This window comes from Arthrobacter sp. LjRoot14 (genome assembly GCF_964253905.1).
Taxonomy (GTDB): Bacteria; Actinomycetota; Actinomycetes; order Actinomycetales; family Micrococcaceae; genus Arthrobacter.
The window spans coordinates 4,029,285-4,054,900 of sequence record NZ_CAXURL020000001.1; the positions used below are offsets into that span (position 1 = coordinate 4,029,285).

The window sequence follows — 25,616 nt, forward strand, 5'->3', positions numbered from 1 at the left end:
CATGCTGGATGCCAAGACGATCGAAGCCATCGCGGACGAGCTGCTGGAAGCCGGCCGGAACCGGAAGCCGGTGCCGCGGCTGACGTCCCGCTACCCGGAGATGACGGTGGAGGACTCCTACGCCGTCCAGCAGCTCTGGCGGAACCGCAACGAGGACGCCGGCCGGAAACTCGTGGGCCGCAAGATCGGCCTCACCTCCAAGGCGATGCAGGCCGCCACCGGCATCACCGAACCGGATTACGGCGCCATTTTCGATGACATGGTCCTCGAAACCGGCTGCTCGGTGCAGTGGGACCGGTACACGCATCCGCGGGTGGAGGTGGAGCTGGCGTTCGTCCTGAAAGACGGGCTCAAAGGCCCCGGCTGCACCATCTTCGACGTCCTGAACGCCACCGACTACGTGGTTCCGGCCCTCGAGATCCTGGACTCCCGGATCGAAATGGAGGGCCGGACCATCGTGGACACCATCGCGGACAACGCCGCGATGGGCGCCATGGTGGTGGGCGGCCGTCCGGTGAAGCCCGACGCCGTGGACCTCCGCTGGGTCTCGGCCATCCTCTACAAGAACCAGACCGTTGAAGAAACGGGCGTCGCCGCCGGCGTGCTGGATCACCCCGCCAACGGGGTGCACTGGCTGGCCAACAAGATCGCCGCCCACGGTGACGGCATGAAGGCCGGGGACATCATCCTGGCCGGCTCCTTCACCCGCCCGCTCTGGGTATACAAGGGCGACACCGTCCACGCCGACTACGGACCCCTGGGGAGTGTCACATGCCGCTTCGAGTAGAACCGGACGCCACGTTCCGCGACGCCCTGGCCAATCACAACGGTAAAGCAGGCCGTCCGCTGACGGGCATGTGGGTCTGCTCCGGCAGCCCCCTGATCGCCGAACTCTGCGCGGGATCCGGACTGGACTGGCTGCTGATCGACGCCGAGCACAGCCCCAACGGGCTCGAATCCGTCCTCGCCCAACTGCAGGCCGTCCGCGGCTACCCCGTCCAGGCGATGGTCCGGCCGCCGGTCAACGACACCGTGCTGATCAAGCAGTACCTGGACCTCGGCGTCCAGAACCTGCTGGTCCCCATGGTGAACTCCGCCGCCGAGGCCGAAGCCGCGGTGGCCGCCACCCGCTACCCGCCGCACGGCGTCCGCGGCGTCGGCTCAGCCCTGGCCCGCGCCTCGCGCTGGAACCGTATCCCGGACTACCTCGCCCGCGCCAGCGAAACCGTCAGCGTCACCGTCCAGATCGAATCCGAAGCCGCCGTCGCGGCCGTGGAAAACATCCTGGCGGTCGACGGTGTGGACGCCATCTTCCTGGGGCCCTCCGACCTCGCCGCTTCCATGGGCCTGCTGGGACAGCAGGAACACCCCGAGGTGCGCGCCGCCGTCGAACACTGCATTACTGCCGCCAAGACGGCCGGCAAACCGGCCGGCGTGAACGCCTTCAACCCCGCCACCGCCCGCAACTACATCGCGGCCGGCGCCTCCTTTGTGCTGGTGGGCGCCGACGTCGCCATCCTGGCCCGCGGCTCCGAGGCACTCGCTGCCGAATTCATCCCTCCGGAGCCGGTGGTTAAGCCGCCCCAAACCCCGGCCAGCTATTGAGCGGCCCCCTTGCGGCGGTAGGGCAGTAGGACTCTGTCCGGCGGGCGGCGGCCCGGCGTAGCCTTGAAGCACTGGCACGCGTGATAGCTGGAAAAATGGCACCGAAGAAGCGATGGGGTTCCCGTCTGGCCGCAGCCTTGGGAAGGCTGATCGGATTTGTTGCCGTGAGCGCCGTCTGCGGGGTCCTGGCCGCCAGCCTGGTGGCACCCAGCGTCGCGGCGGCAGGGGTGACGGTCAGCAATTCGATCACGTTCTTCAACAGCCTGCCGGGTGACCTCACGGTCGATCCTCCGTCGCAGGCCACCAAAATGGTGACCGCGGACGGCCAGCCGATCGCTTCCTTCTACGCGGAGAACCGCGTGCGGGTCACCCTCGACCAGATGTCGCCGTTCATCAAGGACGCGATCGTCGCGATCGAGGACAGCCGCTTCTACGAACATGGCGGCGTTGACCCGCAGGGCATCCTCCGGGCGCTGACGTTCAACGTCACCCAAGGCGGCCGTCAGGGCGCATCCACGCTGACCCAGCAGTACGTCACCAACATCATCAATGAGTCGCATCTTTCCGCAGATCAAGGCGAGCAGGTCGTCCTCAGCGGTCAGAAGAGCGTTGGCGACAAGATTCGTGAGATGAAGCTCGCCATCGAACTGGAGAAGAAATACACCAAGGACCAAATCCTCGAAGGCTACCTGAACATCGTGTTCTTCAACCGGGACGCCTACGGAATCGAGTCCGCCGCCCGCCACTTCTTCAGCGCTTCCGCCAAGGACCTCACCTTGCCGCAGGCGGCGCTGCTGGCCGGGCTGGTGAACAGCCCCAGCTTTTACGACCCCGCCGTGCATCCGGAGAACTCGCTGCAACGCCGCAACCAGGTCCTGGGCAACATGCTGGAGCAGAAGAAAATCACCCAGGCCGAGCACGACGCCGCCGCGGCCACCGGCGTGGAGCTGAAGATCACCCCGGGCCGGCAGGGCTGCGCCGCAGCCGTGATCGCACCGTACTTCTGCGACTACGTGTCCCACCTGATCCTCAACAATCCGGCCTACGGAGCGGACATCAACGACCGCGAGAGGCTGCTGTACCGCGGCGGCCTGACCATTGTCACCACGCTGGACAGCCGGCTGCAGGCCGCCGCCCAGGCCCAGGTGGACGCCACCGCAGGAGCGAATCCGGACAAATGGGGCGCCGCCCTGGTGACCATCCAGCCCGGGTCCGGCAGGATCCTGGCCATGGCGCAGAACACGGTCTTCCTTTCGGCAGAAGGGAAATTTGATACCCAACTGAACTTCAACGTCGATTCCAAGGACGCCAACGGCAACGACCTCAACGGGGCCGGCGGGTTCCAGCCCGGATCCACCATGAAGCCGTTTACCTTCGCGGAATGGCTGAACGAGGGCAAAGCCCTGAACGCGGTGATCGATGCGTCCCGTCGGACATATCCTCTCGGCTTCCCGTGGCGGTCCAGCTGTGGGAAGGTGCTGGGCGCCTACAACACGGCCCAGCGGGCCGAGGGCGCGGCCGACGATCTCCAGAACAACGACCCCGGCTACTACCGGCCCATGCCGGTCAACTACGGCCTGTACAACTCCATTAACACGGCAACTTTCGCCGAAGCCTCGCAGCTGGACTTCTGCGGGATCCAGAAGATGGTGGATACCGTGGGCCTCCACAGCGGGCTGGACGGCGCCCAGATCAACATGCACCAGCTCGGCAACCTGCTGGGCGCCATCGGTGTGGCTCCGCTGCATCTGGCCAACGCCTTTGCCACGTTCGCCAATGACGGCCGTTACTGCGCGCCCATCGCCATAGCGGATGTGACTGACACGGCGCAGCGCCACCTGCCGTCTGAGTCCTCCCAGTGCCGCAACGCCGTCAAGCCAGACGTGGCCCGCGGCGTCAACGCCGTGCTCCAGGACGTGCTGAAGATGGGATCCGGCGTCTACATCAACCCGAAGGTCCAGAGCAAGGTGCCGGTGGCGGCCAAGACGGGAACGTCGAACAACAACGGCGCCACCTGGGTGGCGGGCTACACCTCGGGCCTGGCCACGGCGTCCTTCTTTGGAGACACCCTGGAAGGCCAGCAACGGGCGGGCCAGAACGTCACCATCAACGGCAATTTCTACAAGTCCGTGGACGGCTACATGCTCGCCGGTCCGCAGTGGGCCAACTACATGATGCAGGTGGCCGGGCTGTATCCGGCCAATCCCTTCCCGCCGCCACCGCCGTCCATGAGCAACCCGACGCCGGCGCCCTCCCGCTGAGCCGGAACGCTCCCGCTAAGCCGGCGTCACACCAGCGCTACGGCAGCCCCATCGCGGTGCGGACCTCATCGAGGATGTGGTGCATGGCGGCCTCCGCCGTGCCGGCATCGCCCCCGGCAACCGCCGCCGCCACGGCCTCGTGTGCCGCCAGCGCCTCAGGACGCGGCTTGAAGGGCATCAATCCTTGTTTGGTCCGGCTGGACAGGACTTCGGCCACCATGCCGTCCAGTGCCTTGAACATTTCGTTCCCGCTGCTGTGCAGGAGCAGGCTGTGGAAGGCGATGTCGGCTTTGAGGAATGCTTCCAGCTCGCCTGCTTCGCCAAGCCGCCGCAGTTCTGCAGCCAACGCCGTGAGCTGACGGCGTTCGGCTGCGCCGGCACGGCGCGCAGCACCCGCCGCGGCAATGGGTTCGACGGCGATCCGGAGTTCCGTGAGGCTGCTGTACTGCTCGGCCCGGCGGGTGGATGCGAGCCGCCACCGCACCAGCTTGGGATCAAAGACGTTCCAGAGTTCAGGATCCTGCACCACAATGCCCACGCGCCGGCGGGAGTAGACCAGGTTCATCGACTCCAGGACGCGCATGGTGTCCCGGGCCAAGGTGCGGGAAATGTTGTATTGCTGCTGAAGGTCGTCCAGGGTCAGCCGGTGGCCCGGGGCCAGCTCGCCCGAAACGATGGCTTCGCCGAGGGCATCCAGTACCCGCAGGTGCAGGGCGGGAACCGCCGCGTCACCGTCGGTTGCGCCCGCGTGATCCTCTGTCGCCATCGACATTCTTGTAGCCTCCCTCTGCGCCGTGGCGCCTGGCCTCCAGTTTAGGCCACAAATCGGCAAAGGTATGACCTGTGTTACAAAAAGATGCTACTAATCACGATGAATGGTGCTATCTTATTTTCCTATCCAGCCTCACTTGCTGGCCTGAGCTTCATTCCGAAGCCAACGATGTCTTCTACGGAGGTAGAACAATGAAGTTTCCTGCCATGCATTTGGTAGTCATGGGTGTCGCCGGAGCCGGCAAGTCCACCATCGCCGGGGCCCTTTCCCAGGACCTCGGCTGGGACATGGCCGAGGCGGACCAGTTCCACCCCGAATCCAACATCGCCAAAATGAACGCCGGCACTCCGCTCCAGGATGAGGACCGCTGGCCCTGGCTGCAGTCCATCCGCGATTGGATGACCGCCCAGGCCGCGGAAGGCAAAAGCACCGTCCTGACCTGCTCCGCGCTCAAGCACAGCTACCGCCAGCTCCTCTCCGAGGCAGAAGGCACCGTGGTCTTCATCCACCTGGACGGTGATCCCGCCCTGCTCGGCGAGCGCATGCGCGGACGCGAGGGCCACTTCATGCCGGTAACGCTGCTGCCCAGCCAGCTGGCCACGCTGGAGCCGCTGACGCCGGAGGAGCTCGCCGCCGGAAGCCTTCGGCTGGACATCACCCGAACCCCCGAGGACCTGGTCCAGGCCATCAAGTCCGCCCTTCACCTGCCGGCGGGCAACGCCCCCTGCGCTTCCTGATCTCCCACTCCCCCAAGCTCCACTCCCCCAACACATCTGTTTCAAAGGAGAACCATGACCATCGAAGGATGGACTCAAACCCTCGGCGCAGGCCCCCTGCTGCTGATTGCCGGCGCCGCCATCTTGGTGCTGCTGTTCCTCATCATCAAGCTGCGCATGCATGCGCTGCTCGCCCTGATCCTCATCAGCCTGGCCACCGCCTTCGCCACCGGCATTCCGGCGGACAAGGTGGTGCCGGTGCTGGTCAACGGATTCGGCAGCACCCTGGGCACTGTGGCACTGCTGGTCGGCCTCGGCGCCATGCTCGGCCGCATCGTTGAAACCAGCGGCGGTGCCAAGGCGCTGGCTGACTACCTCATCAACCTCTTCGGCGAGAAGCGCGCCCCGTTCGCACTGGGCCTCGCCTCGCTGATCTTCGGCTTCCCCATCTTCTTCGACGCCGGCCTGGTGGTCATGCTGCCCGTGGTCTTCGCGGTGGCCCACCGGCTTGGTGGCGGCGTGCTGCGCTACGGCCTGCCGGCTGCAGGTGCCTTCTCCGTGATGCACATCTTCCTGCCCCCGCACCCGGGCCCGGTCTCCGCGGCAACCTTCTTCGACGCCAACATCGGGCTGGTCCTGATCGCCGGCCTCATCACCGCCATTCCCACCTGGTACGTCACCGCCTACCTGTTCGGCCTGTGGACCGGCAAGAAGCTGGTCCTCCCCGTTCCGGAACTTCTGGGCCACGCCGACACCGCCGCCGAAGAGAACCCGCCGCGCTTCCGCACGGTCGTGGGCGTCCTGCTCCTTCCGCTGGTCCTCATCTTCCTCAACACCGGCCTCAGCACCCTTGCTTCCTCCGGCGTCCTTCCGGCCTCGGCAAAGACCGAAGCCTGGTACCAGATCCTGCGCACCCTCGGTGAAACGCCGGTGGCACTGCTGATCGCGGTACTGGTGGCAATGTTCGTCCTGGGCAGGCTCCGCGGCTCGCGCGGCGCCACCCTGGAGAAGCTGCTCGAATCCTCCCTCGGCCCGGTCTGCTCCGTCATCCTGATCACCGGCGCCGGCGGCATGTTCGGCGGCGTGCTGCGCACCTCCGGGATCGGCACCGCCCTGGCCGGCGTCCTCGGCGACGTCGGCATCCCCCTGCTGCTGGCCGGCTTCCTGATCTCGGCCATCCTGCGTATCGCGCAGGGTTCCGCCACAGTGGCGTTGACCACCACCGCCGGGCTGATCGCTCCCGCGGTGGCCCTCGCGGGCATGAACGGCATGCAGGTGGCCGCCCTGGTCATCGCCGTGGCCGCCGGTTCCGTGGTGGTCTCGCATGTCAATGACTCCGGCTTCTGGCTGGTGGGCCGCTTCTTCGGCATGGACGTCAAGACCACCCTGAAGACCTGGACCGTCATGGAAACGCTGATCGGTGTCATGGGCTTCGCGATCGCTGCGGCCATCTTCGGCGTGGCCGGCCTGGCCGGTTAGCCGGCCGATTGATCCGACCGGGTCACCCCGGTAACGCAACAGAGAACGACGGCGGGACGTCCCGCCGTCGTTCTCGCTTTAACGCCGGCTCATCACCGGCCCCGGCGGTGCTCAACCGCCAATCCAGCCGTGGTGAGCAGCCGGTCATCTCGCCGAAACGTGTCCCGCCAGAAACCGCCGCCCACCCCGCCCGGGCGCCTTCGTTAACATTCCCGAAACACGGCGGTCATGTGATCTTCACGCAGGCTCCGTTCCTGTAACTTTCCCGCAACGTAGCGCCCCATTATCGGAAACACGGACCGTGAACCATTGAGCGGGGGCGTGGCCCGGAATCACTCGAGGTCCCGTAAGGAAGACTTGATGAGAAGGGACACGCAGGTGCAAATCACTGCGGAAAACGTCTGGGTGCTGGTGTCAACGGCCCTCGTGCTGATCATGACGCCCGGCCTCGGCCTCTTTTACGGCGGCATGACCCGGGCCAAGGCGGCGCTCAACATGATCATGATGAGCTTCATCTCGGCGGGCATCGTCGGCGTCATCTGGGTGCTGTGGGGCTACTCCATGAGCGGCGGGGAAGGCGTGCTGGGAATCTTCGGCAACCCGTTCGCCAACTTCGGGCTCACCAACCTCATCGGCTCCCCGGACCTCATCAAGGCAGCCTACGCGGGCACATTCGCCATGGTCACCGTCGCCCTCATCAGCGGCGCCATCGCCGACCGTGCCAAGTTCAGCTCCTGGGCGCTCTTTGTGCCCATCTGGGTCACCCTGGTGTACTGCCCGCTGGCCTACATGGTCTGGGGCGGCGGGCTGCTGGGCGCCAACGGAGCCATCACCGCCGTGTTCGGCCAGGTCATCGACTTCGCCGGCGGCACCGTGGTTGAAATCAGCTCCGGCGTGGCAGCACTCGTCCTGGCCGTCATCGTTGGCAAGCGCCAGGGCTTCGGCAAGGACCCCAACCACCGCCCTCACAACATCCCCTTCATCATGCTCGGTGCCGCCATCCTCTGGTTCGGCTGGTTCGGCTTCAACGGCGGCGCAGCCACCACGGCAGAGCAGGCCGGCCTGATCTGGATCAACACGCTGGTGACCCCTGCCGCGGCCATGCTGAGCTGGCTGGTCACCGAAAAGATCCGCCACGGACACCCCACCTCGCTGGGCGCCGCCTCCGGCGTAGTGGCCGGCCTGGTGGCCATCACCCCGTCCTGCGCCAACATCAGCCCGGTGGCCGCCATCGGCCTGGGCCTTGCGGCAGGCGCCCTCTGCGCCATCTTCGTGGACCTGAAGTACCGGTTCGGACTTGACGACTCCCTCGATGTAGTGGGCGTGCACCTCGGCGGCGGCCTCATCGGAACCCTGGCACTTGGCTTCATTGCACTGCCGGTGGACGGCCAGGGCGGCGGACTCTTCTACGGCGGCGGACTACACCAGCTGGTGGCCCAGACGGTTGCCGTGCTGGTCACCGTACTGCTCTCCGGCCTGGTGACCACCGTACTCGGCCTCGCCATCCATAAGACGCTCGGCTTCCGGGTCAGCGAGGAAGCGGAAAACGTGGGCGTGGATCTGTCCGAGCACGCCGAGACCGCCTACGCATTCGGTGAACTGTCCCGCAGCCGCTTCAACCCGTTCCACCACCAGGCGCCTGCTCCGGCGGCCGCCCCGGCAGCGCAGGAAAAGGAAGACAGCCTGGTGTAGCTGCCTTCCCCGGGCGTGGTTCGTCGGAGCCAGGTTGAGGGGCCGGCGGCGGTTTGGGAAGGCCCCCCGGGCGTGCCGGGAGTCGTGCCGTCGGCCCTACCTCAATTCTAGGGAGCGGTGCGTTGCCGGACCATAGGCCGTTGTGCCCTAAGGGCCCGCAGCCCCCGCAATTAGGTCATGCGTTTGGGTCTTTTTGATCGGACCGAACAGGCCTACCGTGGACGCAGGGAGCCGCCCGCCCGGGCAGCCGAACCACGGAGGATCTTCCTATGACAACGCACGTCGCCGACTGCAGTGTTTCCAACTGTTCCTTCAACGACCATTCGCATTGCAACGCCGCCGCCATCACGGTGGGCGGGAGCGAAGACCACGCGTCATGCGCCACTTTCATCGATACCGGCATCCATGGCGGCCTGCCCAAGGTCCTGGCCGACGTCGGAGCCTGCCAGCGCTCGGAATGCGCCCATAACGACCACCTGATGTGCAAGGCACCCGAGGTCCGCGTGGGTCCCGGGGCGGACAACGCCGACTGCCTTACCTACGCGCACGCGTAGCGGCACTAACGGAAGGCAGGGGACGACGGCGGGACTTCCCGCCGTCGTCCTCTTGCCTTAACAGGCTGCCGGCGTCCAGCGGTCATTGGGCCTGCGCCTCAGGTTCCGATGTCTCCATCCAGTTCACCACGCTGCTGCCGCCGTGGGCCCGGCTGAGGGTCTCCTGGAGGGCGTCGGCCTCCTGTGCGGCGATGTCCAGCTCGGCCACCGCGGTCATCACGCCGCGGGCACTTTCATTGTGCGGGCGGGAGTAGTGCGTTCCGGCTGCCGCTGCCCGGTGCCAAGCAGCCAGTTCCCGGATGGCCTGGGCGATGGAGCCCTGGGTTTCCGTCAGGCTGCGGAGGATTTCGTGGCTGTCCGAGGGGGTGTCCAGGTTCCTGGTGGCACGGGCAAGGTACCGGGCCGCTTCCTGCATCTGCTGCGCTGCGCGCCGTGGTCCGTTCGTCTCTGACACTGTCCTGCTCCTTCGCTGGGCTGTCCTCCGATGGGACTTATTGTCCTCCACCCCGGCGGCGCGGGCAGGGACGGAAAGGTCCTTGACAGCCCCATGGCACCAGGAGCTAGATGATCAGTAGCGGGGATCCGGAAATCAGGAACAAAGCACAGCAAAGGAGCGGACATGAGCGAGAACCCACGCGCGTCGGAGCGTGTCCACAGCGAAGCTCCGGCCGAGGGCGACGAGAACGCTGATCCGAGGGACATCCGGGTGCATTCCCAGGACCCGGCCGAAGGTGCCGACGTCACCGGCGCCGACCTCACGGACGGGGCGGCCGGCGGCTGAACCGTTGTGGACATTGTCGAATTCCTGTCAGAGCGCATCAGGGAAGATGAGGCGGCAGCCCTAAAAATCCTCAGCGACCGCACGGTGTCCGAGTCAGCGAAATGGTACGAGCACCGGCTCTTGCTGGAGTGCGAGGCAAAGAAGAAGGTTATCCGGATCGTTGAGTCAGCCCGGCAGACCGCGCTGGCCACCATGGTCAGCGACCCGTTCGAGGAGGAATCCCGCTGGATTCCCGAGGCCATTGAATGGACCACGCGTTCGCTGAAGGCCCTGGCGCTGCCCTACGCCGATCACCCGGACTTCGAAGAGGACTGGCGGTGAAAGCGGAGGCGGCCGGCTAGCCCGCAGGCCGCAGCGAAGTGATCATCCGCCTGATGTCGCGGTACTCCGCGGTCTCCGTATAAATCTTGGCCTTCTCAAGGTACGGCAGGGAGCGGTCCCCCGGCGTTTCATTGTTCGCCGGGTCGTAGAACGCCCCGAACATGGCGGCGTTCGGCGGCCAGGTGAAGAAGTGGAAGATGGCGCACGCGGAGTCCCCCGAGGCCGGCGGACCGGACGTGATGCCGTAGCCCGCAGCGGGGGTATCTGCCGGTCCCGGTGCCGTTGCGGTTCCGCGGGTCTCATACACGAACCGGGGTGTGGACCCCTTCAGCGTCAGCGCCGGCAGAGCCTGCGAGTCCAGGACGGAGTAGGGGAACCGGTCCGTGCAGGTGGACCCCGTTGCCATGTTGGTCCGCAGCGTGGCCAACGGTTTCCCGGCGGGGTTGGTGATTTCGGCGTACGCGCCGCCGCCCTCCGCCAGCTCGCCGGCCGGATCCTTCACGCTCCACGAGGCGGGATGGTCGAAAATCAGCTGGCCGTCGGCCGTCGTGTAGCTGGTCCACGCCGCGGACGTCCCGGACCCGTCCGGGCTCTTCGTTTCGCCCGGGACTTGCGTCGATTCCGGCGGTGCGGTTGCCGTCACCGAGGCGGGCAGGTCGCTCGCGGTTCCGGCCGGCGTTTCCGGCGGTCCGGCCGGCTGGGCACAGCCGGCGAGCAGGGCGGCAATGAGGAAGGCGGCAGGGGAAAGGAGACGGGATCGTGTTCGCGGGTTCATGCCATCCTCCTTGGGCCAGGATCCGGTCCCTTCATTCTGGCGCTTCGCAGGTTCTTTTGGACCGCTGTTCACTCGATTGGCACCGAACCGATGCCGGGCATAACGATTTGTTGCACGCTGTGAAATATCCCCTGCCGGGTTGGTGTTGGCCCCGATATGACAACAATCGGAATCATCGGTGCAGGACACATTGGCAGCCAGATCGCCCGCAAGGCCGTGGAACTCGGCTACGAGGTAGTCATCAGCAATTCGCGCGGACCGGAAACGCTGACGGACCTCGTGGCGGAGCTGGGACCGCGGGCTAAAGCGGCAACAGCGGCGGAGGCGGCCGCGGCAGGCGATTTCGCCGTCGTGACCGTGCCCCTCAAGAGTATCGGGGACGTTCCGGCGCAGCCGCTGGAAGGCAAGATCGTGATCGACACCAACAACTACTACTGGGAACGCGACGGCCGCTTCCCTGAGCTGGACAACGGCCAGGAGACAACGTCCGGGCTGCTGCAGAAGCACCTCCCCACTTCCAAGGTGGCCAAGGGGTTCAACCACATCATGGCCAGGGAAATCACGACTGACGGAACGCCGGCCGGCACGGAAGGCCGCCGGGCCCTTGCCACGGCCAGCGACTATCCCGAGGCTGCGGAACTCGTGACCCGGTTCTACGACGAGTTCGGCTTCGACACCGTCAACGTCGGTCCCTTGTCCGAAAGCTGGCGCGTTGAGCGCGACCGCCCGGCGTATGTGGTGCGCCAGACCGCTGCCGAGCTCACGGAGAGCCTGGAGCGGGCTCCGCGCACCATCTGACGTTCACGCGTTACGGCCCTTGCGGTTGGACGTCAGGTTCCGCCGCTCCAGATCCGCCGCCACCACGAGCGCTTCACCTCAGGCTCCGGTGGCGGCGGCGCGGCTGCGGCAACGGCTGCACGACGTTCGCGCCAAAGCTCCACCTCGGCGTCAACGTCACGGGTCCTGGTGATGACGGGCGGCCCGCCCTGGAGCTGGCGGCGGGCGTCGATTACGCGCTTATTGAAGTCCTGCAGGATGTCGCGGACCTGCTTTTCCGAATACTGGGCATCGAGCCTGGCGTCGAGACCGGCGTCCTCGGTCCGCAGGAGAATGGCTTTCGGTCCCATGCCGGTGATGTTCTCGCGCTGGATGAGGCCCTTGACCCACCAGTCCGGATCGTAGCCTTCGCCAAGCCCCGGGATGGGTTTGCCGGCGTACTTCAGGTTGTCGAACTTCCCCTGGGCCATCGCGTCCCGGATCAGGTATTCAACCCTCCTGGCGTCATCGACTTTCCGCCGCTTTTCCCGTTCCTTTTCCTCGGCAGCGGCGAGCTCGGCCTCCTCCTGGGCCGACATTCCGGTTGCACGGACGGCGCGCAGCTCGGCGGCACGTTCCACCCGGCGCCTGAACGCACCCCCGCTGCCTTCGCTGGTCATGTCCACACCGCCCCGATCCTGAATAACCTGCCTTCCAGTATTCAGAGGCCGTGAGGGAGTTTCAATAAAGCGGCTGCGGGACCGGGGCCGCGATCATTGGCGTGAGCCCCGGTCGATGGCATCCTTGAGGGCTCGGGCCAGAGGCGCGGGCGTGCGGGACGTAGGATTCAAACAGCATCAGGAAACATGCCGGACGCGGCGTTTCACCAAGACCCATATCCCGGAGGGCCCGATGGACCAGCCAAGGCTTGCCATGAAGACAAGACGGACAAGCAACCGTGGCAGCGCGCTGCTTCCCGTGTCAAAGGCCAGACTGCGTGGCCGGTTGATTCTTCGCCTTCTCCTCGCTTTTCCGGCGGGATTGATCATCGCCGCCATTGTGATCGCCGCATTCGGGCTTGAGTCTTCAGCGGCGCGGACGGTCACGTTCTCGGGGCTGGCGGTCTCTTATGCCGCGTTCCTGTTCACCACCTGGCGCCTGGGAGTCAGGCGGCGGGCCGCCTTTGCAGCTGCCGGCGGCGATCCCGGGGCGGCCGGCGTGCTGCTGTTCGGGGTTATGAAGCCACGCAGCCGGGCCAATGGTTCCCGATCAGGCGGCTCAGGCTTCAACGGCTACTTCGGCGACGGCGACAGCTCCCACGGTGGGGGCGACAGCGGCGGGGGCGGGGGCGGCGGAGGCGACGGCGGGGGCGGGGGCGGGGGCGACTGACGCGACCATTGCGGGCGGCGATACTACGTGCCGGTGGCTGACAGGGTTTCGAAGGGCGACGTCATCGCGTTCCGTCTCGCCGCCCATCATCTCGACGAACGGTTGGGCGAAGGCGGTCTGCTGGACGCGGCCGGCAAGTGCGGGATTCAGAACAGCCCGCCCGGGTCGGCCCTACTTGCCCTGCACGCCAGGGTGCGCAACCTGACGCAGGAACAGGTGGCCGACGCCGTCGCCAAGGAGAAGAGCCTGCTGCAGACCTGGTGCATGCGCGGATCACCGTTCTACTTCCCCGCCACGGACGCGCCGGTATTCACTACCGGAGTCCTACCGCCGACCGAGGAGGCGATGCGCCATCTGGTTGTCGGCGTGGAGCCGGCGTTGGACAAACTTGGCATGGGCCTGCGCGAGACGGTCGGGCTGGCCGGCGCGGAAATCCATGACGTGCTGTCCGGGCGCAGGCTCGCCATCAACGAGTTGGGCGTGGAGATCGCCACGCGGATTGCCCGCAGGCTGCCGAAGCGACAACGCGACGTCTGGGAGGAAGATGGTCCCTACGCCCCGGGGCAGCCGCTCGGCGAGGGTGTCGTACATTTCTGCGTCCGTATCCTCGCGTTGCAGCGGGTGGTCTGCTTCGCGCCGCGCGTGGGGAACAAAGCACCGTTCGTCCTGGTCGACGAGTGGCTTGGCCACCCGATCCCGGACATCGACCCTGAACTCGCACGCGCCGAACTGCTGCGCCGCTACCTGCGCTGCTATGGACCGTCGACGCGCGGCGACTTCGCCTCGTGGGCGGGGATGCATCCCGGTGACGCCGGCTCCTGGTGGAACCTGGTCGGGGACGAGCTGACCCAGGTCGAATACGGCGGCACGTCCTGGATCCTCACCGAGGATCTCGACGCACTGCGGTCCGCACCGGCACCGAAGGGAGTGCGACTACTCCCGCCCGGCGACCCTTATGCGCAGATGCGCGACCGCGAAACGATCGTCGACAGGAAGTACCACCGGGAAGTGTGGAGGATGGTCGGCCAACCGGGAACGGTCCTCGCAGACGGCAAAATCACCGGCACATGGCGGTCACGCAAGAGCGGCCGGAAGCTGGCCCTCACCATCACGACGTTCGGCTCGTTGCCGGAACGGGACAGGGTGTCGCTACAGGGTGAGGCTGAGCAGGTCGCGACGCTGCGAGGCGCGTCTTCGGTGGACGTCGCGTTCGGCACCCACTGACCCTCCCCGCGCGGACGACGGCGGGACCTCCCGCCGTCGTCCGCTTTTGTCGGTTCCGGGGAGCCGAATCAGCCGATCGGCTCGGCCATCTGTTCCACCACATACTGGGCGTCCACGGAAGCGCCGGTCACCGGATCGGCCATCTCCACCTTCCAGCTGCGGGCGAACTGGTCCACCCCGTGGGTCATGGCCACCGTGCCCGAAATGAGGACGGTGCCGGGCTCATTGAGGCCGCGTTCAGTGAGGACGTCCAGCCAGTAATCGGGGCTCAGCAACGCGCCCAGCGAGCTGTCCTGGATGAGGGTGTCCGGCGTATCGCCCTCGCCCACCCAGCCCCTGAGCGAGATCTGGTCCAGGTGCTGCCGCACGTCGTCCAAGCGCCAGGCTTTGCGTCCCAGGACGTCAGGGCTGGCGTTCTTGCTCCAGGCAACGCCGTGGACCTCAAGCTCGCGGTCCGTGTGGTCGCAGGCCACCGTCAGCAGTACGCCGTCCTCAGTGATCACCAGCGCCCATTCGGCTTCCCCTGAAGTCCGGCCGTGCTGCACGCGGACTTCGGAAACCTGCTGGGCCAGGTACGGCGACACGGGATAGAGCGCCGGTGTGGTTGCGGGGCCTGGAACTCCCAGCTCGGCCAGCTCGGCGATGTGGGCCTGCACTTCTTCCTGTTCCCGCCCTGCGTAGCCGGCGTTCAGGAGGTGCTTGACCTCGACTTTTCGGGTGGTGCCGTCGGGAAGTTCGAAGCTCAGAGTCGTCATGTTCTGTCCATCCTTTGCGTGTCCTGCTCGAGAAATTTACAAACCGGAAACCGGAAACGATCGCCAATGTACATCCAGTATGCGTAATGTATACATTTAACGCCAGCGTGACAGGCGTCACCGTAAACATCTCGTGGAGGACAACACCATGGCCAACGTCCCAGTTCAGGCTTCCGGCGCAGCGCCGCGCCCGGGCAAGCCGATGCACCCGAAGGGCCTGTACAAGGCCTTTGCCGCAAGCCTTACCGGCACCGCACTCGAGTGGTACGACTTCGCCGTCTATTCAGCCGCAGCCGCCGTCGTATTCCCCATCGTCTTCTTCCCGTCATCCGATCCCCTCACCGGCACCATCCTGGCGTTTTCCACCTACGCGGTGGGCTACGTTTCCCGCCCCGTGGGCGGCATCATCTTCGGCCGGCTCGGCGACCGGATCGGCCGCAAGAAGGTCCTGGTCGCCACCCTCATGATCATCGGCGTGGCCACCGTACTGATCGGCGTGCTCCCCGGCTACGGCAGCATCGGCATCACCGCCCCGATCATCCTGGTGCTGCTGCGCTTCGCCCAGGGCGTGGGCGTAGGCGGCGAATGGGGCGGCGCCGTGCTGCTCTCCAGCGAATACGGGGATCCCCACCGGCGCGGCTTCTGGGCATCCGCAGCCCAGGTGGGCCCGCCCGCCGGCAACCTCATGGCGAACGGCGCACTGGCAGTCCTCACCCTCACCCTGACCGAAGAGCAGTTCATCAGCTTTGGCTGGCGGATCGCATTCCTGGTCTCTGCCCTGCTGGTCGGATTCGGCCTCTGGATTCGTCTGAAGCTGGAAGACACCCCGATCTTCAAGGCCATCGAGGCCCACGGCGAACAGCCCAACGCCCCGGTCCGGGAGGTCTTCAGCAAGGAACTCCGGCCGCTCATCGCCGCCACCCTGTGCCGGGTTGGCCCGGACGTGCTCTACGCCCTGTTCACTGTTTTCACCCTTACCTACGGCATCCAGGCCCTCGGCTACGAGCGCAGCCAGGTCCTGACCGCCGTCCTGATCGGCTCCGCATTCCAGCTGTTCATGATCCCGCTGGCCGGCGCCGTATCGGACCGCTTCAACCGCCGCCTGGTCTACGGCACGGCAGCCGTGCTGGGCGCCGTCTGGACGTTCATCTTCTTCGGCATCCTCGGCGGAGACAATGAGCCGATGCTGATCGCGGGAATCGTCCTGGGCCTCATGGCACACTCCTTTATGTACGGGCCGCAGGCCGCCTTCATTGTGGAACAGTTCTCCCCCAGGCTCCGCTCCACCGGCAGCTCGCTGGCCTACACCTTCGCCGGCGTGATCGGCGGCGCCATCGCACCGCTGATGTTCACGCTGCTGCTGTCCCGGTTCGGCACCTGGATTCCGGTAGCCATCTATGTGGCCGTTGCCGCCGCCGTCACGGCAGTGGGCCTGGCGCTCGGCCGGGATTCCAACACCGTGGAGGACGAGGACTACCGCCTGCTGCTCGAAGGATCGGCAGCAGCGCGCCAGGAGTCCGCCGTCGCGGAATCCCGCTGACGGTCCGGAGTTTTTGTCCACATCATGGGTTCAAATAGCCTTGCAAGTCGCGTTATGTGGACAAAAACTCCCTCAGGTGCGGAGCAGGATGTCCCGGGTCACGGCCAGATGATGGTCAATGGCTTCCTGCGCCTTCACCGCGTCGCCGGACACCAGGGCATCGAGGATGTCCTGGTGTTCGGCACACACCTGCTCGCGCCGGCCTCCGGTACGGAACAACGCGGACACACCCACCAGGATCTGCCGGACGTGGAGCTTGCTGTAGGTCCGGGAAATGAGCTCATTTCCGGCGGCGTCAATGAGCTGTTGGTGGAACAGGGTGTCCAGGCGGATGAACTCCCGGGCAGCCTCCGGGTTCAGGTCCTCGGGAAGGGCCGCCTGCTGGTCCAGGGTGTCCTGCATCGTCCGGGCGGGGACGCGCTTCTGTTCGATGACCAGGCGCGCGGCGTGGCTTTCCAGCACTCCGCGCAGTTCCATCAGTTCGGACATTTCACGGCCGGTCACCGGTGGGACGTAGGCTCCGCGCTGCGGAATCAGTTCCACCAGGCCGTCCGAGACAAGCAGCAGGAGCGCTTCCCGCACCGGAGTGCGCGAGACGCCGATCTCGGCGGCAAGCTCCTGCTCATTCAGGAACTTCCCCTGGACTTCGGGATCGATCAGGATATTTTCGCGCAGGTACGCGTACGCCTTCTCGCGGCCGGACGCCGCTGTCCCCGAACTTTTTCGCATACATCATGTATACAACAGACTGGAGTAATTTCATGCGTTTAGCAGTGGCCCAAATCATCACTGGAGCCGATCCGGCAGCAAACCTGGAGGTGATTCGAGAATACGCCACCCGGGCCAAAGCCGCCGGAGCCGAGCTGGTGGTGTTTCCCGAAGCGGCGATGCGCGCCTTCGGCAACAGCCTGGCGGACATCGCCGAGCCGCTGGACGGACCGTGGGCCAATGCCGTCCGGGCCATTGCCGGCGACCTGGATATCGCCGTCGTCGCCGGCATGTTTACCCCCGGAGACGATGGCAGGGTGCGCAACACCCTCCTGGTCACCGGCCCGGGGATCGATACTTCCTACGACAAGATCCACCTCTTTGACGCGTTTGGTTTCGCGGAGTCCGATTCGGTGGACGCCGGCACCTCACCGGTGACGTTCGAACTCAACGGCACGGTGATCGGCCTTGCCACCTGTTACGACGTGCGCTTCCCCGCGCTCTTTGCGGCCAACGCGCGGGCCGGGGCCCAGGTCAATATCGTCTGCGCCTCATGGGGCGCCGGCGAAGGCAAGGCGGAACAGTGGGACCTGCTGGTGCGGGCCCGCGCCGTGGACAGCACCACCTTCGTGGTGGCATGCGGCCAGGGCAATCCCGCCAGCATCGGGCTGCCGGACGCAGGCACCGCGCCCACCGGCATCGGCCACAGCGCTGTGGTGTCACCGCTCGGCACTGCCCTGGTCACCTTGGGCGCGGAGCCTGAGCTGGCCGTGGTGGACATCGACCCCGCCGTCATCACCGACGTCCGCGCAAAACTGCCGGTCCTCGCCAACGCGCGGAGCCTTTAGCGGGCAGTACGGAAGCAGACGTGACGGAAGCGGACGACGGCGGGACCTCCCGCCGTCGTCCGCTTCCGATGCTTTCGGCCGCCAGGGCCGCCCGTCCGGCCAGCTGATCTGGTCACGCACCGCGGGCGACACTACGCTGGCTGGTACCCCCTCCAGGAAGAAGGACACCGTGGACGAACAGGACATCCTGCACCGCATCCAAAGCCTCGTTGAAGAGGAACGCGATCTTCGTGAAAAGGCGGAGTCCGCCGCGCCCGGCGCCGAGCACGCCCCGGACCGTACACGGCTCCAGCGCATCGAAGAGGACCTGGACCAGTGCTGGGACCTGCTGCGCCAGCGGCGGGCCAAGATGCAGTACGGGGAGAATCCGGATGAGGCCGAGGTGCGCCCGGTCAAGCAGGTGGAGGACTACCGCGGCTGATCCGGCCTTCCTTGCGGGCGCCGAGCCACCTCCGACACCGCAACATTCAGGAGCCCTTTGACAGGTTCTGTGACAAGTGCCATAGTCGTCACATGAACCTGTTGGACAGCTGGACAGCTGCGCAAGACCGAGTGGTGCGCGTCGGCGCGGCCGAGGCTGTGTTCGCATCCCTCCGCAGCGCCATCGAGGGCGGCAGGATTCCGGTCGGCACCCGCCTCGACTCCGAAGCCTCGCTCGCCAAGCAGTACGGTGTGAGCCGGACGATGGTCAGGGAGGCGCTGCGATCATGCACCGCCCTGGGATTGACCGCCACGCACACAGGCAAGGGCACCTTCGTCATCGCTGACAAAGTGGCCCAGGACCTCAAGCTCGGCAAGTATTCAGCCAGCGCCCTGGTGGAAGCCCGCCCCCACGTCGAAGTGCCTGCCGCCGGGCTTGCAGCCCAACGCCGCAGCGCCGAAGATGTGGAGGCTCTTCGGGAAATCCTTCGGGAAATGTCCGAGGAGGATGACCTGCAGCAGTGGGTGCTGTTGAACACCGAGTTTCATGTGACCATCGCCCGGTGCAGCGGCAACGGCGTGTTCGAATCATTCCTCTCGGACATCTGCGATGCCATGGCGAACCAGTCCAACACGCTCAACCTCGTGGCTGACCGGCGCAAGGAATCCGGCGAAGAGCACGCGCGCATTTTCGCTGCCATCGAGAGCGGATCAGCCGAGGAAGCATCCCAGGCCATGAGGATGCATCTGCACGGGGTGGAATGCGCCCTGGGCACCATCGTCCCCGGAAGAGAGAATTCCACGTCCGGCCATACGCGCTAAACCCGAAGCCCCGAATGTCACCCAGCGTCCCCTGACCTCCCCACCCGCCGCAATCCCGCGTGCCTCCCTGCCGTGGCACACCCATGCCTCCTGCTGGCTGCGCGTTCCTTCAGCCTGCCCCGGCCCAAGCTCATTGCCCCAAGAATTTCCCACCGTCCAAGAATTTCCACGTCCAAACCCGTCAACGAAGCCCCGCGAGGACCCCCATGACTCTTCCCCTTACCGCCCCGAAAACCCGTTCCGAGCATGATCTCCTGGGTGACCGGGACGTTCCCGCCGCCGCGTACTGGGGTGTGCACACGCTCCGGGCCGTGGAGAACTTCCCCATCACCGGCCAGCCGCTCTCCTCCAACATGCACCTGGTCCGCGGACTCGCCGCCGTGAAACTCGCCGCCGCCCGCACCAACCACGAACTCGGCCTCCTCGACGCCGAACGCGCCGACGCCATCGAAGCCGCCTGCACCGACGTCATGAACGGCAAACTCAACGACCAGTTCGTCGTGGACGTCATCCAGGGCGGCGCCGGAACCTCCTCGAACATGAACGCCAACGAGGTCATCGCCAACCGCGCCCTGGAAATCCTCGGACACCCCAAAGGCCACTACACCCGCCTGCACCCCAACGACCACGTCAACCTCTCCCAGTCCACCAACGACGTCTACCCCACCGCAGTGAAACTCGGCACCATCTTCGCCGCCCGGGAACTCCTGGACGCCCTGGCCGAACTCGAAGAAGCCTGCGCCGCCAAAGCCCTGGAATTCCGCACAATCGTCAAAATGGGCCGCACCCAGCTCCAGGACGCCGTCCCCATGACCCTCGGCCAGGAATTCGGCACCTACGCCGTCACCATCGGCGAAGACCGGCTCCGCCTCGCCGAAGCAGACCTGCTCATCCACGAAATCAACCTCGGCGCCACCGCCATCGGCACCGGCCTGAACGCACCCGCCGGCTACGCCGAAGCCGCCTGCCGCCACCTCGCCGACATCACCGGCCTGCCCCTGGTCACCGCACCGGACCTCATCGAAGCCACCCAGGACGTCGGCGCCTTCGTCCACCTCTCCGGCGTCCTCAAACGCGTCGCCGTGAAACTCTCCAAAATCTGCAACGACCTCCGCCTGCTCTCCTCCGGCCCCCGCGCCGGACTCGGCGAAATCAACCTCCCCGCCGTCCAATCCGGATCCTCCATCATGCCCGGCAAGATCAACCCGGTCATCCCCGAAGTCGTCTCCCAGGTCGCCTACGAAGTGATCGGCAACGACGTCACCATCACCATGGCCGCCGAAGCCGGACAACTCCAGCTCAACGCCTTCGAACCCATCATCGTCCACAGCCTCCACAAGAGCATCTCCCACCTCGAAGCCGCCTGCCGCACCCTCACCGCACGCTGCATCCGGGGCATCACCGCCAACACCGACCACCTCCGCCTCACCGTCGAACAATCCATCGGCCTCGTCACCGCCCTCAACCCCCACCTCGGCTACACCACCGCAACCGCCATCGCACAAGAAGCCCTCGCCACCGGCAAAGGCGTCGCCGAACTCGTCCTCGAACACAACCTGCTCACCGCCGAGCAACTCGAAGACCTCCTCAGCCCCCAACGCCTGGCCAACCTCAGCAAGTAGCGCCCACCCGAACCACACCCAGCCCGACCACGGGAGCAGGGGCACACCGCCGTGCCCACATATCCCGGCCTCTACCCAAGGACTGACTATGAAAAACAAATCAACGATGTGGATTCTGGCCGCACTCGTCTTCGGAATCCTCAGCGGTCTGCTCTTCCACTGGCTGCTGCCGGCGGACTCACGCGGGTCCGTCGTGGCGGTCCTCGACACCGTGACGCACATGTTCCTGAACCTCATCAAAATGATCATTGCCCCGCTGATCTTCGCCACACTCGTCTCAGGCATCGCGGGCGCGGCCAAATCCGCAGGCGTGGGCAAGCTCTTTGGGCGCTCCATGATCTGGTTCCTGTCCGCCTCCGTCCTGGTGGGCGCCTTCGGTTTCATCACCGCCCACGTGCTCAACGTCGGTGACGGGCTCAACCTGATGCCGGGCGGTGACGCGGGGATGGAAACGAAGCCCCTCGACTACCAGGCGTTTGTTACCCACATCATCCCCACGAGCGTCTTCGCTGCACTGACCGAAAACAACCCCCTTCAGATCCTCGTCTTCGGCGCTCTCTTCGGCATCGCCCTGCTGAACCTCCGGAAGAAAGGCCGCTCCTCCATAGCGGATGCCATCGACGAACTGATGGGCGTCATGCTGAAGGTCACCGGATATGTGATGAAGGCGGCCCCGGTGGGCGTTTTTGCCGGCATCGCGGCAGCCTTCACGGCCAAGGGCCTGGATGCGTTTGCCACCTACGCCTCGTTTATCGGCGGCTTCTACGTTTCCCTCTCCGCGCTCTGGGCGATCATGATCGCCGTCGCGGTCGCTTTCCTCGGACGGGCGGCCTTCCGCCTGGTCCGGATTGTGCGTGAACCCATGGTGATCGCGTTCGCCACCTCCAGCAGCGAAGCCGCCCTGCCCAAGCTCATCGAAGGCCTGACCAAGTTCGGCATCGAAAAGCGCACCACCGGCTTCGTGCTGCCGTTGGGTTACTCGTTCAACGTGGACGGCTCCATGATGTACATGACCTTTGCCTCGGTCTTCCTGATCAACGCCTACGGCATCGACATGGACCTTGGCCAGCAGATCGCGATGACCGCCATGCTCCTCCTCAGCAGCAAAGGCATGGCCGGCGTGCCCCGCGGGTCACTCGTCGTGGTCGCCGCCGTGGTCCCCGGCTTCGGTATCCCCGCCGCCGGCATTGGCGTGCTGCTGGTGATCGACCAGCTCCTGGACATGGGCCGCACTGCCACCAACATCCTGGGAAATGCCATCGCCACCGCGGTCATCGGCCAGAAGCACGACAGGTCCGCCTCCCGCCCCGAAGCGGTGCCTTCCGGAACGTCCCCCGACGCGCTGGACGCTGAATTCAGCAGGGAGCCTGAGCGCGTTTCGATGCACTAACGGACCTCGTCCGGCCACCTCGTTCCAACCAAATCCCACCACCCCACCGAATGAAAGGCCATAGCCAATGACCGCTGATTTTGAGCTGCAGCGCCCGAAGGACGTGCAAACCCTCGAGCGGACGGCAAGGACGCGGAGAACACCGATCAGGGCACAAATCATCGACTACCTGGCAAGCAATGGCGCTAGCAAGGTAGCCGATATCAGTAACGGCATCGCCTCCTGCCGGGACTCCGTCAGGCACCATCTGGCCGCCCTTGAGAGCGCTTCGATCGTCCGCTCCAACATCGCCCCCGGCGAAAGGGGCCGGTTCACGCCCTTCTACGCCCTCGCCCCTGGAAAGACAGAGCCGGATTCCTGACCGGCGGCGCCGGCCACCCGGCAATCGGACGACGGCGGGACCACCCGCCGTCGTCCGCTGTGCGTTAAGCGGAGTGCCGCAAAAGCCGACGTTCCTTGTCCGCTCCCCCGGCCGGCAGCGCCTTGGTACGGGGACCTAAAACGCAGCGCCGGATTTAGTCCGGCATCCATATTTTCCGCGAAATGCTCTGGATAGCATGGGGTGACCGGACAGAGCCGTCCGGCGGGGTATCAACGCAGAAGGAAGCCCATGGCCGCAGCTACAGTGGACGACATCCTGTCGGATCTCCCTCTGGGTTTCGCCAGCCTCATCCTCCGGCCGTCCCGCGCGGATTCCCCGATTGAACGCTTCCTGATCGTTGACTCCGACGACGAAACGTCCGACGGCGGGGCCGCCTTTGTCCTGCTGATCGGGGTTCGCGGGCGCTCCGCTTTGCCCGCGCTGCGGCGCCTTCTGAAGAATCCTCCCCTGGTGATTGCCGTCAAGGGCAGTCAGGGTGAACTTGAGGAAGCCGAAGAGCTGCTCCGCGCGGCAGGAACAGGCCTTCTGCTGGTGGACCCGGCCGCCGACTGGGACCGGCTCCTGTCCATCGCCAAGGACCGCACCGCGCCGCGCAGCTACCAGAGCGAAGTGCTGACGCTGCTGGAAGAAGACCTGTTCGCCATCGCGCAGACCACGGCACGCCTGACGTCCAGCCACGTTGTCATCGAGGACGCCGCCAACAAGGTCCTGGCGTACTCCACGGTGACGAATGACATCGACGAACTCCGCAAGGCATCGATCCTTGCCCGCCGCGGTCCGCGGAAATACGAACTCCTCCTCAAGGACCTCGGCGCCTACCGCGAACTGCACCGGACACGCCTGCCAGTCAGGGTTCCGGCCCGGCCACAGGACGGACTGCGTGAGCGCATAGCCATCACGCTGTTCGCCGGCGACCGCATCATGGGGTACATCTGGCTGCAGGAAACCGGAGGCGGTTTCGGGGCCGACGTCGACTACGTCCTCACCGGATCCGCTGCACGGGCGTCCGCCGAGCTGATCCGCTACCGCAACCAGCAGTCCGTGCACATGCGCCAGGACCGGATTGCGCGGATCCTCTCCGGTCCGGCAGAAGCCGCGGCGAGCGCCCACAGCGAGAAGATCCCGGCGGACCGCCCCGCGGCACTCATTCTGATCGGAATGTCAGCAATTGACGCACAAGCCGACGATGCAGCGCTCAAACACGGGGAACTCGCCAACCTCGCGTCCATCCATGCGGCCGCCTACAAACAGTCAGCCGTCGTGGGACAGTTCAACGGCGATACCGCAGTGATCATCCCGGCACTCCAGTCCGCCAACGCCGAAGCCGGACTGCGGAGCCTGGCCGAAGCCATCGTCCGGGACGCCGGAAAGCACCTGGGCATCAGTCCCTTCGCCGCCGTGGGACCGGTCGCCCCTGATCTGCTGTCCATCCATTCGGTGACCGCCAAAACGGAGGCCCTCCTCGGCTGCATGCGGCGGTCCGGGACCGCCGGCGTGGCCACCGTGGACGATTTCGAAGTGGACATCCTCTTCCAGGAAGCACTGGAGAATTTCACCGCCTCGGCTTTCCGCCACCGCAGCCTCTGGTCCCTCCTCCGCGATGACAGGGAACTGGCCGAGACCCTTCGGGTGTATTTCGAGGCGTCCCTGGACGTCAGCGAATGCTCCAAGCGCATGAAGCTGCACAAGAACACCGTTTATTACAGGATCAGCAAGGCCAGCCGCGTGACCGGCCTGAACTTCACCGATCCCCGCCATTCATTGGTCGCCCTGCTCCACATCCAGGAGTGGGCCGGCAAGCATAAGGAGCACCCGGGCAACCCATGACGACAGCACTCGACTCGCCGCCTCTCGACCTGGTCCTGGACGACATCGTGCGAAACCACCGGCCGCGGACTGAAGAAGGATCAGTTCCCGCAGGCATCCCCCATCTCTCGTCCCCGCCGTTCAGCCGCTTCGGCATTGCAGTGGCCACCTCGGCCGGGGACGTGTTCAGCGCCGGCGACGCCGACGTTCCCTTCTCCATCCAGAGCATCTCCAAGGTCTTCACGCTGGCCCTCGCACTCAGCGCGGATGACCCCGGCGCGCTCTGGTCCCGGGTCCTTCGCGAACCGTCCGGCACGTCCTTCAACTCCTTGGTGCAGCTTGAAGTGGAGCACGGGATCCCCCGGAACCCGTTCATCAACTCCGGCGCACTGGTGGTCACCGACCATCTCATGGAAGGATTTCCCGACGCCGCCGGACACCTCCTGCGCTTCCTCTCCCGCGAAGCGGGCCGCCGCATTGGCGGGCAGGGCCCGTTCATCGACGAGGACGCCGCGAAGAGCGAGCTCGCCAACAGCAGCCGAAACCTTGCATTGGCGCACTTCCTGAAGGACTTCGGCAACCTTCGGCGCCCGGCGCAGGCGGTAGTGGAGAACTATGTCAGGCAGTGCTCCATCATGATGACCTGCGTGGAGACGGCGAAGGCCGCGCTCTTCCTCGCACAGGACGGCCGGGGCGCGCAGGGCACCGTGGTCTCCCGGAGCGAGGCCAAACGCATCAGCTCCATCATGCTCACGTGCGGCATGTATGACGCGGCCGGCGAATTTGCCTATCGCGTGGGACTTCCGGGGAAGAGCGGTGTGGGCGGCGGCATCCTGGCGATCGTTCCCGGCGAAGGGGCCATCTGCGTCTGGAGCCCCCGGCTGGATTCCAAAGGCAACTCCCTGGCCGGGACTGCGGCCCTCGCGGACCTGGCCGACCGCACCGGCTGGTCCGTGTTCTGACCCGCTCACCCACGTTTTCCAATAACTCCCGTTAGA

Annotated in this window: 27 protein-coding genes; 21 read left to right on the top strand and 6 right to left on the bottom strand. The window is 65.8% G+C overall.

The annotated features are described in order from the left end of the window. The first annotated feature begins 1 nt into the window (after position 1). The 3 genes from hpaH to ACSQ12_RS18275 all read left to right on the top strand — a co-directional run bounded on the left by hpaH (position 2) and on the right by ACSQ12_RS18275 (position 3,866). Positions 2-787, top strand: a complete 786-nt coding sequence (gene hpaH / locus ACSQ12_RS18265; protein ID WP_436066364.1) for a 2-oxo-hept-4-ene-1,7-dioate hydratase — start codon at positions 2-4, stop codon at positions 785-787. After that, entirely contained in the window at positions 772-1,605 is an 834-nt protein-coding gene (locus ACSQ12_RS18270; RefSeq protein ID WP_436066365.1) for an HpcH/HpaI aldolase family protein, read from the top strand. Before hpaH ends, ACSQ12_RS18270 begins: the two co-directional genes overlap by 16 nt. Positions 1,606-1,700: 95 nt before the next feature. Next, positions 1,701-3,866, top strand: a complete 2,166-nt coding sequence (locus tag ACSQ12_RS18275; RefSeq protein ID WP_436066366.1) for a transglycosylase domain-containing protein — start codon at positions 1,701-1,703, stop codon at positions 3,864-3,866. 37 nt (positions 3,867-3,903) lie between these two features. On the opposite strand, the gene ACSQ12_RS18280 is transcribed toward ACSQ12_RS18275, so the two are convergent. Further along, positions 3,904-4,638, bottom strand: a complete 735-nt coding sequence (locus tag ACSQ12_RS18280) for a FadR/GntR family transcriptional regulator (RefSeq protein ID WP_436066367.1) — start codon at positions 4,636-4,638, stop codon at positions 3,904-3,906. Between the two features lie 191 nt (positions 4,639-4,829). Here ACSQ12_RS18280 and ACSQ12_RS18285 point away from each other — a divergent pair, with 191 nt between their 5' ends. From ACSQ12_RS18285 to ACSQ12_RS18300, 4 genes are all read left to right on the top strand, one after another. After that, complete coding sequence (locus ACSQ12_RS18285) at positions 4,830-5,375, top strand: gluconokinase (RefSeq protein WP_436066368.1); 546 nt, start codon at positions 4,830-4,832, stop codon at positions 5,373-5,375. A gap of 54 nt (positions 5,376-5,429) precedes the next feature. Further along, positions 5,430-6,833, top strand: a complete 1,404-nt coding sequence (locus tag ACSQ12_RS18290; protein ID WP_209742400.1) for a GntP family permease — start codon at positions 5,430-5,432, stop codon at positions 6,831-6,833. A 360-nt stretch (positions 6,834-7,193) separates the two neighbouring features. Further along, positions 7,194-8,525, top strand: a complete 1,332-nt coding sequence (locus ACSQ12_RS18295) for an ammonium transporter (RefSeq protein WP_436066369.1) — start codon at positions 7,194-7,196, stop codon at positions 8,523-8,525. A 269-nt stretch (positions 8,526-8,794) separates the two neighbouring features. Continuing rightward, positions 8,795-9,079, top strand: a complete 285-nt coding sequence (locus tag ACSQ12_RS18300) for a DUF1540 domain-containing protein (RefSeq protein WP_011693356.1) — start codon at positions 8,795-8,797, stop codon at positions 9,077-9,079. Positions 9,080-9,161: 82 nt separating this feature from the next. Here the strand turns inward: ACSQ12_RS18300 and ACSQ12_RS18305 are convergent, their stop codons facing one another. Next, complete coding sequence (locus tag ACSQ12_RS18305) at positions 9,162-9,533, bottom strand: hypothetical protein (RefSeq protein ID WP_436066370.1); 372 nt, start codon at positions 9,531-9,533, stop codon at positions 9,162-9,164. Between the two features lie 165 nt (positions 9,534-9,698). Here ACSQ12_RS18305 and ACSQ12_RS18310 point away from each other — a divergent pair, with 165 nt between their 5' ends. Continuing rightward, the gene (locus ACSQ12_RS18310) at positions 9,699-9,860 is read left to right on the top strand and encodes a hypothetical protein (RefSeq protein ID WP_436066371.1); all 162 of its coding nucleotides are present in this window, start codon (positions 9,699-9,701) and stop codon (positions 9,858-9,860) included. A gap of 6 nt (positions 9,861-9,866) precedes the next feature. Next, positions 9,867-10,181, top strand: coding sequence for a DUF6221 family protein (locus tag ACSQ12_RS18315; RefSeq protein WP_209742396.1), 315 nt, complete (start codon positions 9,867-9,869; stop codon positions 10,179-10,181). Positions 10,182-10,197: 16 nt separating this feature from the next. Here the strand turns inward: ACSQ12_RS18315 and ACSQ12_RS18320 are convergent, their stop codons facing one another. After that, positions 10,198-10,956, bottom strand: coding sequence for a hypothetical protein (locus ACSQ12_RS18320; RefSeq protein ID WP_436066372.1), 759 nt, complete (start codon positions 10,954-10,956; stop codon positions 10,198-10,200). 156 nt (positions 10,957-11,112) lie between these two features. On the opposite strand from ACSQ12_RS18320, the gene ACSQ12_RS18325 reads away from it, so the two are divergent. Next, the gene (locus ACSQ12_RS18325; RefSeq protein WP_436066373.1) at positions 11,113-11,754 is read left to right on the top strand and encodes an NADPH-dependent F420 reductase; all 642 of its coding nucleotides are present in this window, start codon (positions 11,113-11,115) and stop codon (positions 11,752-11,754) included. Between the two features lie 32 nt (positions 11,755-11,786). Here ACSQ12_RS18325 and ACSQ12_RS18330 read toward each other — a convergent pair whose 3' ends face one another. Beyond that, positions 11,787-12,392: a DUF1992 domain-containing protein gene (locus ACSQ12_RS18330; protein WP_436067027.1), complete on the bottom strand. Its 606-nt coding sequence runs from the start codon at positions 12,390-12,392 to the stop codon at positions 11,787-11,789. A 253-nt stretch (positions 12,393-12,645) separates the two neighbouring features. Here ACSQ12_RS18330 and ACSQ12_RS18335 point away from each other — a divergent pair, with 253 nt between their 5' ends. Together ACSQ12_RS18335 and ACSQ12_RS18340 are read left to right on the top strand one after the other, a co-directional pair. Further along, positions 12,646-13,101 (top strand): hypothetical protein, encoded by a 456-nt coding sequence (locus ACSQ12_RS18335; protein ID WP_436066374.1) that lies wholly within the window; start codon positions 12,646-12,648, stop codon positions 13,099-13,101. 27 nt (positions 13,102-13,128) lie between these two features. Next, complete coding sequence (locus ACSQ12_RS18340; protein WP_436066375.1) at positions 13,129-14,325, top strand: winged helix DNA-binding domain-containing protein; 1,197 nt, start codon at positions 13,129-13,131, stop codon at positions 14,323-14,325. A gap of 68 nt (positions 14,326-14,393) precedes the next feature. Here ACSQ12_RS18340 and ACSQ12_RS18345 read toward each other — a convergent pair whose 3' ends face one another. Further along, positions 14,394-15,080 (bottom strand): DUF2848 domain-containing protein, encoded by a 687-nt coding sequence (locus ACSQ12_RS18345; protein WP_436066376.1) that lies wholly within the window; start codon positions 15,078-15,080, stop codon positions 14,394-14,396. Between the two features lie 148 nt (positions 15,081-15,228). On the opposite strand from ACSQ12_RS18345, the gene ACSQ12_RS18350 reads away from it, so the two are divergent. After that, a complete protein-coding gene (locus ACSQ12_RS18350; protein ID WP_436066377.1) occupies positions 15,229-16,620 on the top strand; it encodes an MFS transporter in 1,392 nt (463 codons plus the stop codon). A 72-nt stretch (positions 16,621-16,692) separates the two neighbouring features. Here ACSQ12_RS18350 and ACSQ12_RS18355 read toward each other — a convergent pair whose 3' ends face one another. Continuing rightward, entirely contained in the window at positions 16,693-17,349 is a 657-nt protein-coding gene (locus ACSQ12_RS18355) for a GntR family transcriptional regulator (RefSeq protein WP_436066378.1), read from the bottom strand. Between the two features lie 32 nt (positions 17,350-17,381). On the opposite strand from ACSQ12_RS18355, the gene ACSQ12_RS18360 reads away from it, so the two are divergent. The 8 genes from ACSQ12_RS18360 to ACSQ12_RS18395 all read left to right on the top strand — a co-directional run bounded on the left by ACSQ12_RS18360 (position 17,382) and on the right by ACSQ12_RS18395 (position 25,580). Then, the gene (locus ACSQ12_RS18360; protein WP_436066379.1) at positions 17,382-18,176 is read left to right on the top strand and encodes a carbon-nitrogen hydrolase family protein; all 795 of its coding nucleotides are present in this window, start codon (positions 17,382-17,384) and stop codon (positions 18,174-18,176) included. Between the two features lie 169 nt (positions 18,177-18,345). Beyond that, a complete protein-coding gene (locus ACSQ12_RS18365; protein ID WP_436066380.1) occupies positions 18,346-18,597 on the top strand; it encodes a DUF2630 family protein in 252 nt (83 codons plus the stop codon). A gap of 92 nt (positions 18,598-18,689) precedes the next feature. Further along, complete coding sequence (locus ACSQ12_RS18370) at positions 18,690-19,418, top strand: FadR/GntR family transcriptional regulator (protein ID WP_209742386.1); 729 nt, start codon at positions 18,690-18,692, stop codon at positions 19,416-19,418. A gap of 206 nt (positions 19,419-19,624) precedes the next feature. Next, positions 19,625-21,040, top strand: a complete 1,416-nt coding sequence (locus ACSQ12_RS18375; protein ID WP_436066381.1) for an aspartate ammonia-lyase — start codon at positions 19,625-19,627, stop codon at positions 21,038-21,040. A gap of 88 nt (positions 21,041-21,128) precedes the next feature. Continuing rightward, a complete protein-coding gene (locus ACSQ12_RS18380; protein WP_436066382.1) occupies positions 21,129-22,430 on the top strand; it encodes a dicarboxylate/amino acid:cation symporter in 1,302 nt (433 codons plus the stop codon). Between the two features lie 67 nt (positions 22,431-22,497). Next, positions 22,498-22,791, top strand: coding sequence for an ArsR family transcriptional regulator (locus ACSQ12_RS18385; protein ID WP_209742383.1), 294 nt, complete (start codon positions 22,498-22,500; stop codon positions 22,789-22,791). A gap of 249 nt (positions 22,792-23,040) precedes the next feature. Then, positions 23,041-24,639, top strand: a complete 1,599-nt coding sequence (locus ACSQ12_RS18390) for a PucR family transcriptional regulator (protein ID WP_436066383.1) — start codon at positions 23,041-23,043, stop codon at positions 24,637-24,639. Beyond that, positions 24,636-25,580, top strand: coding sequence for a glutaminase (locus tag ACSQ12_RS18395; protein WP_436066384.1), 945 nt, complete (start codon positions 24,636-24,638; stop codon positions 25,578-25,580). Before ACSQ12_RS18390 ends, ACSQ12_RS18395 begins: the two co-directional genes overlap by 4 nt. The last annotated feature ends 36 nt before the right edge of the window (positions 25,581-25,616 follow it).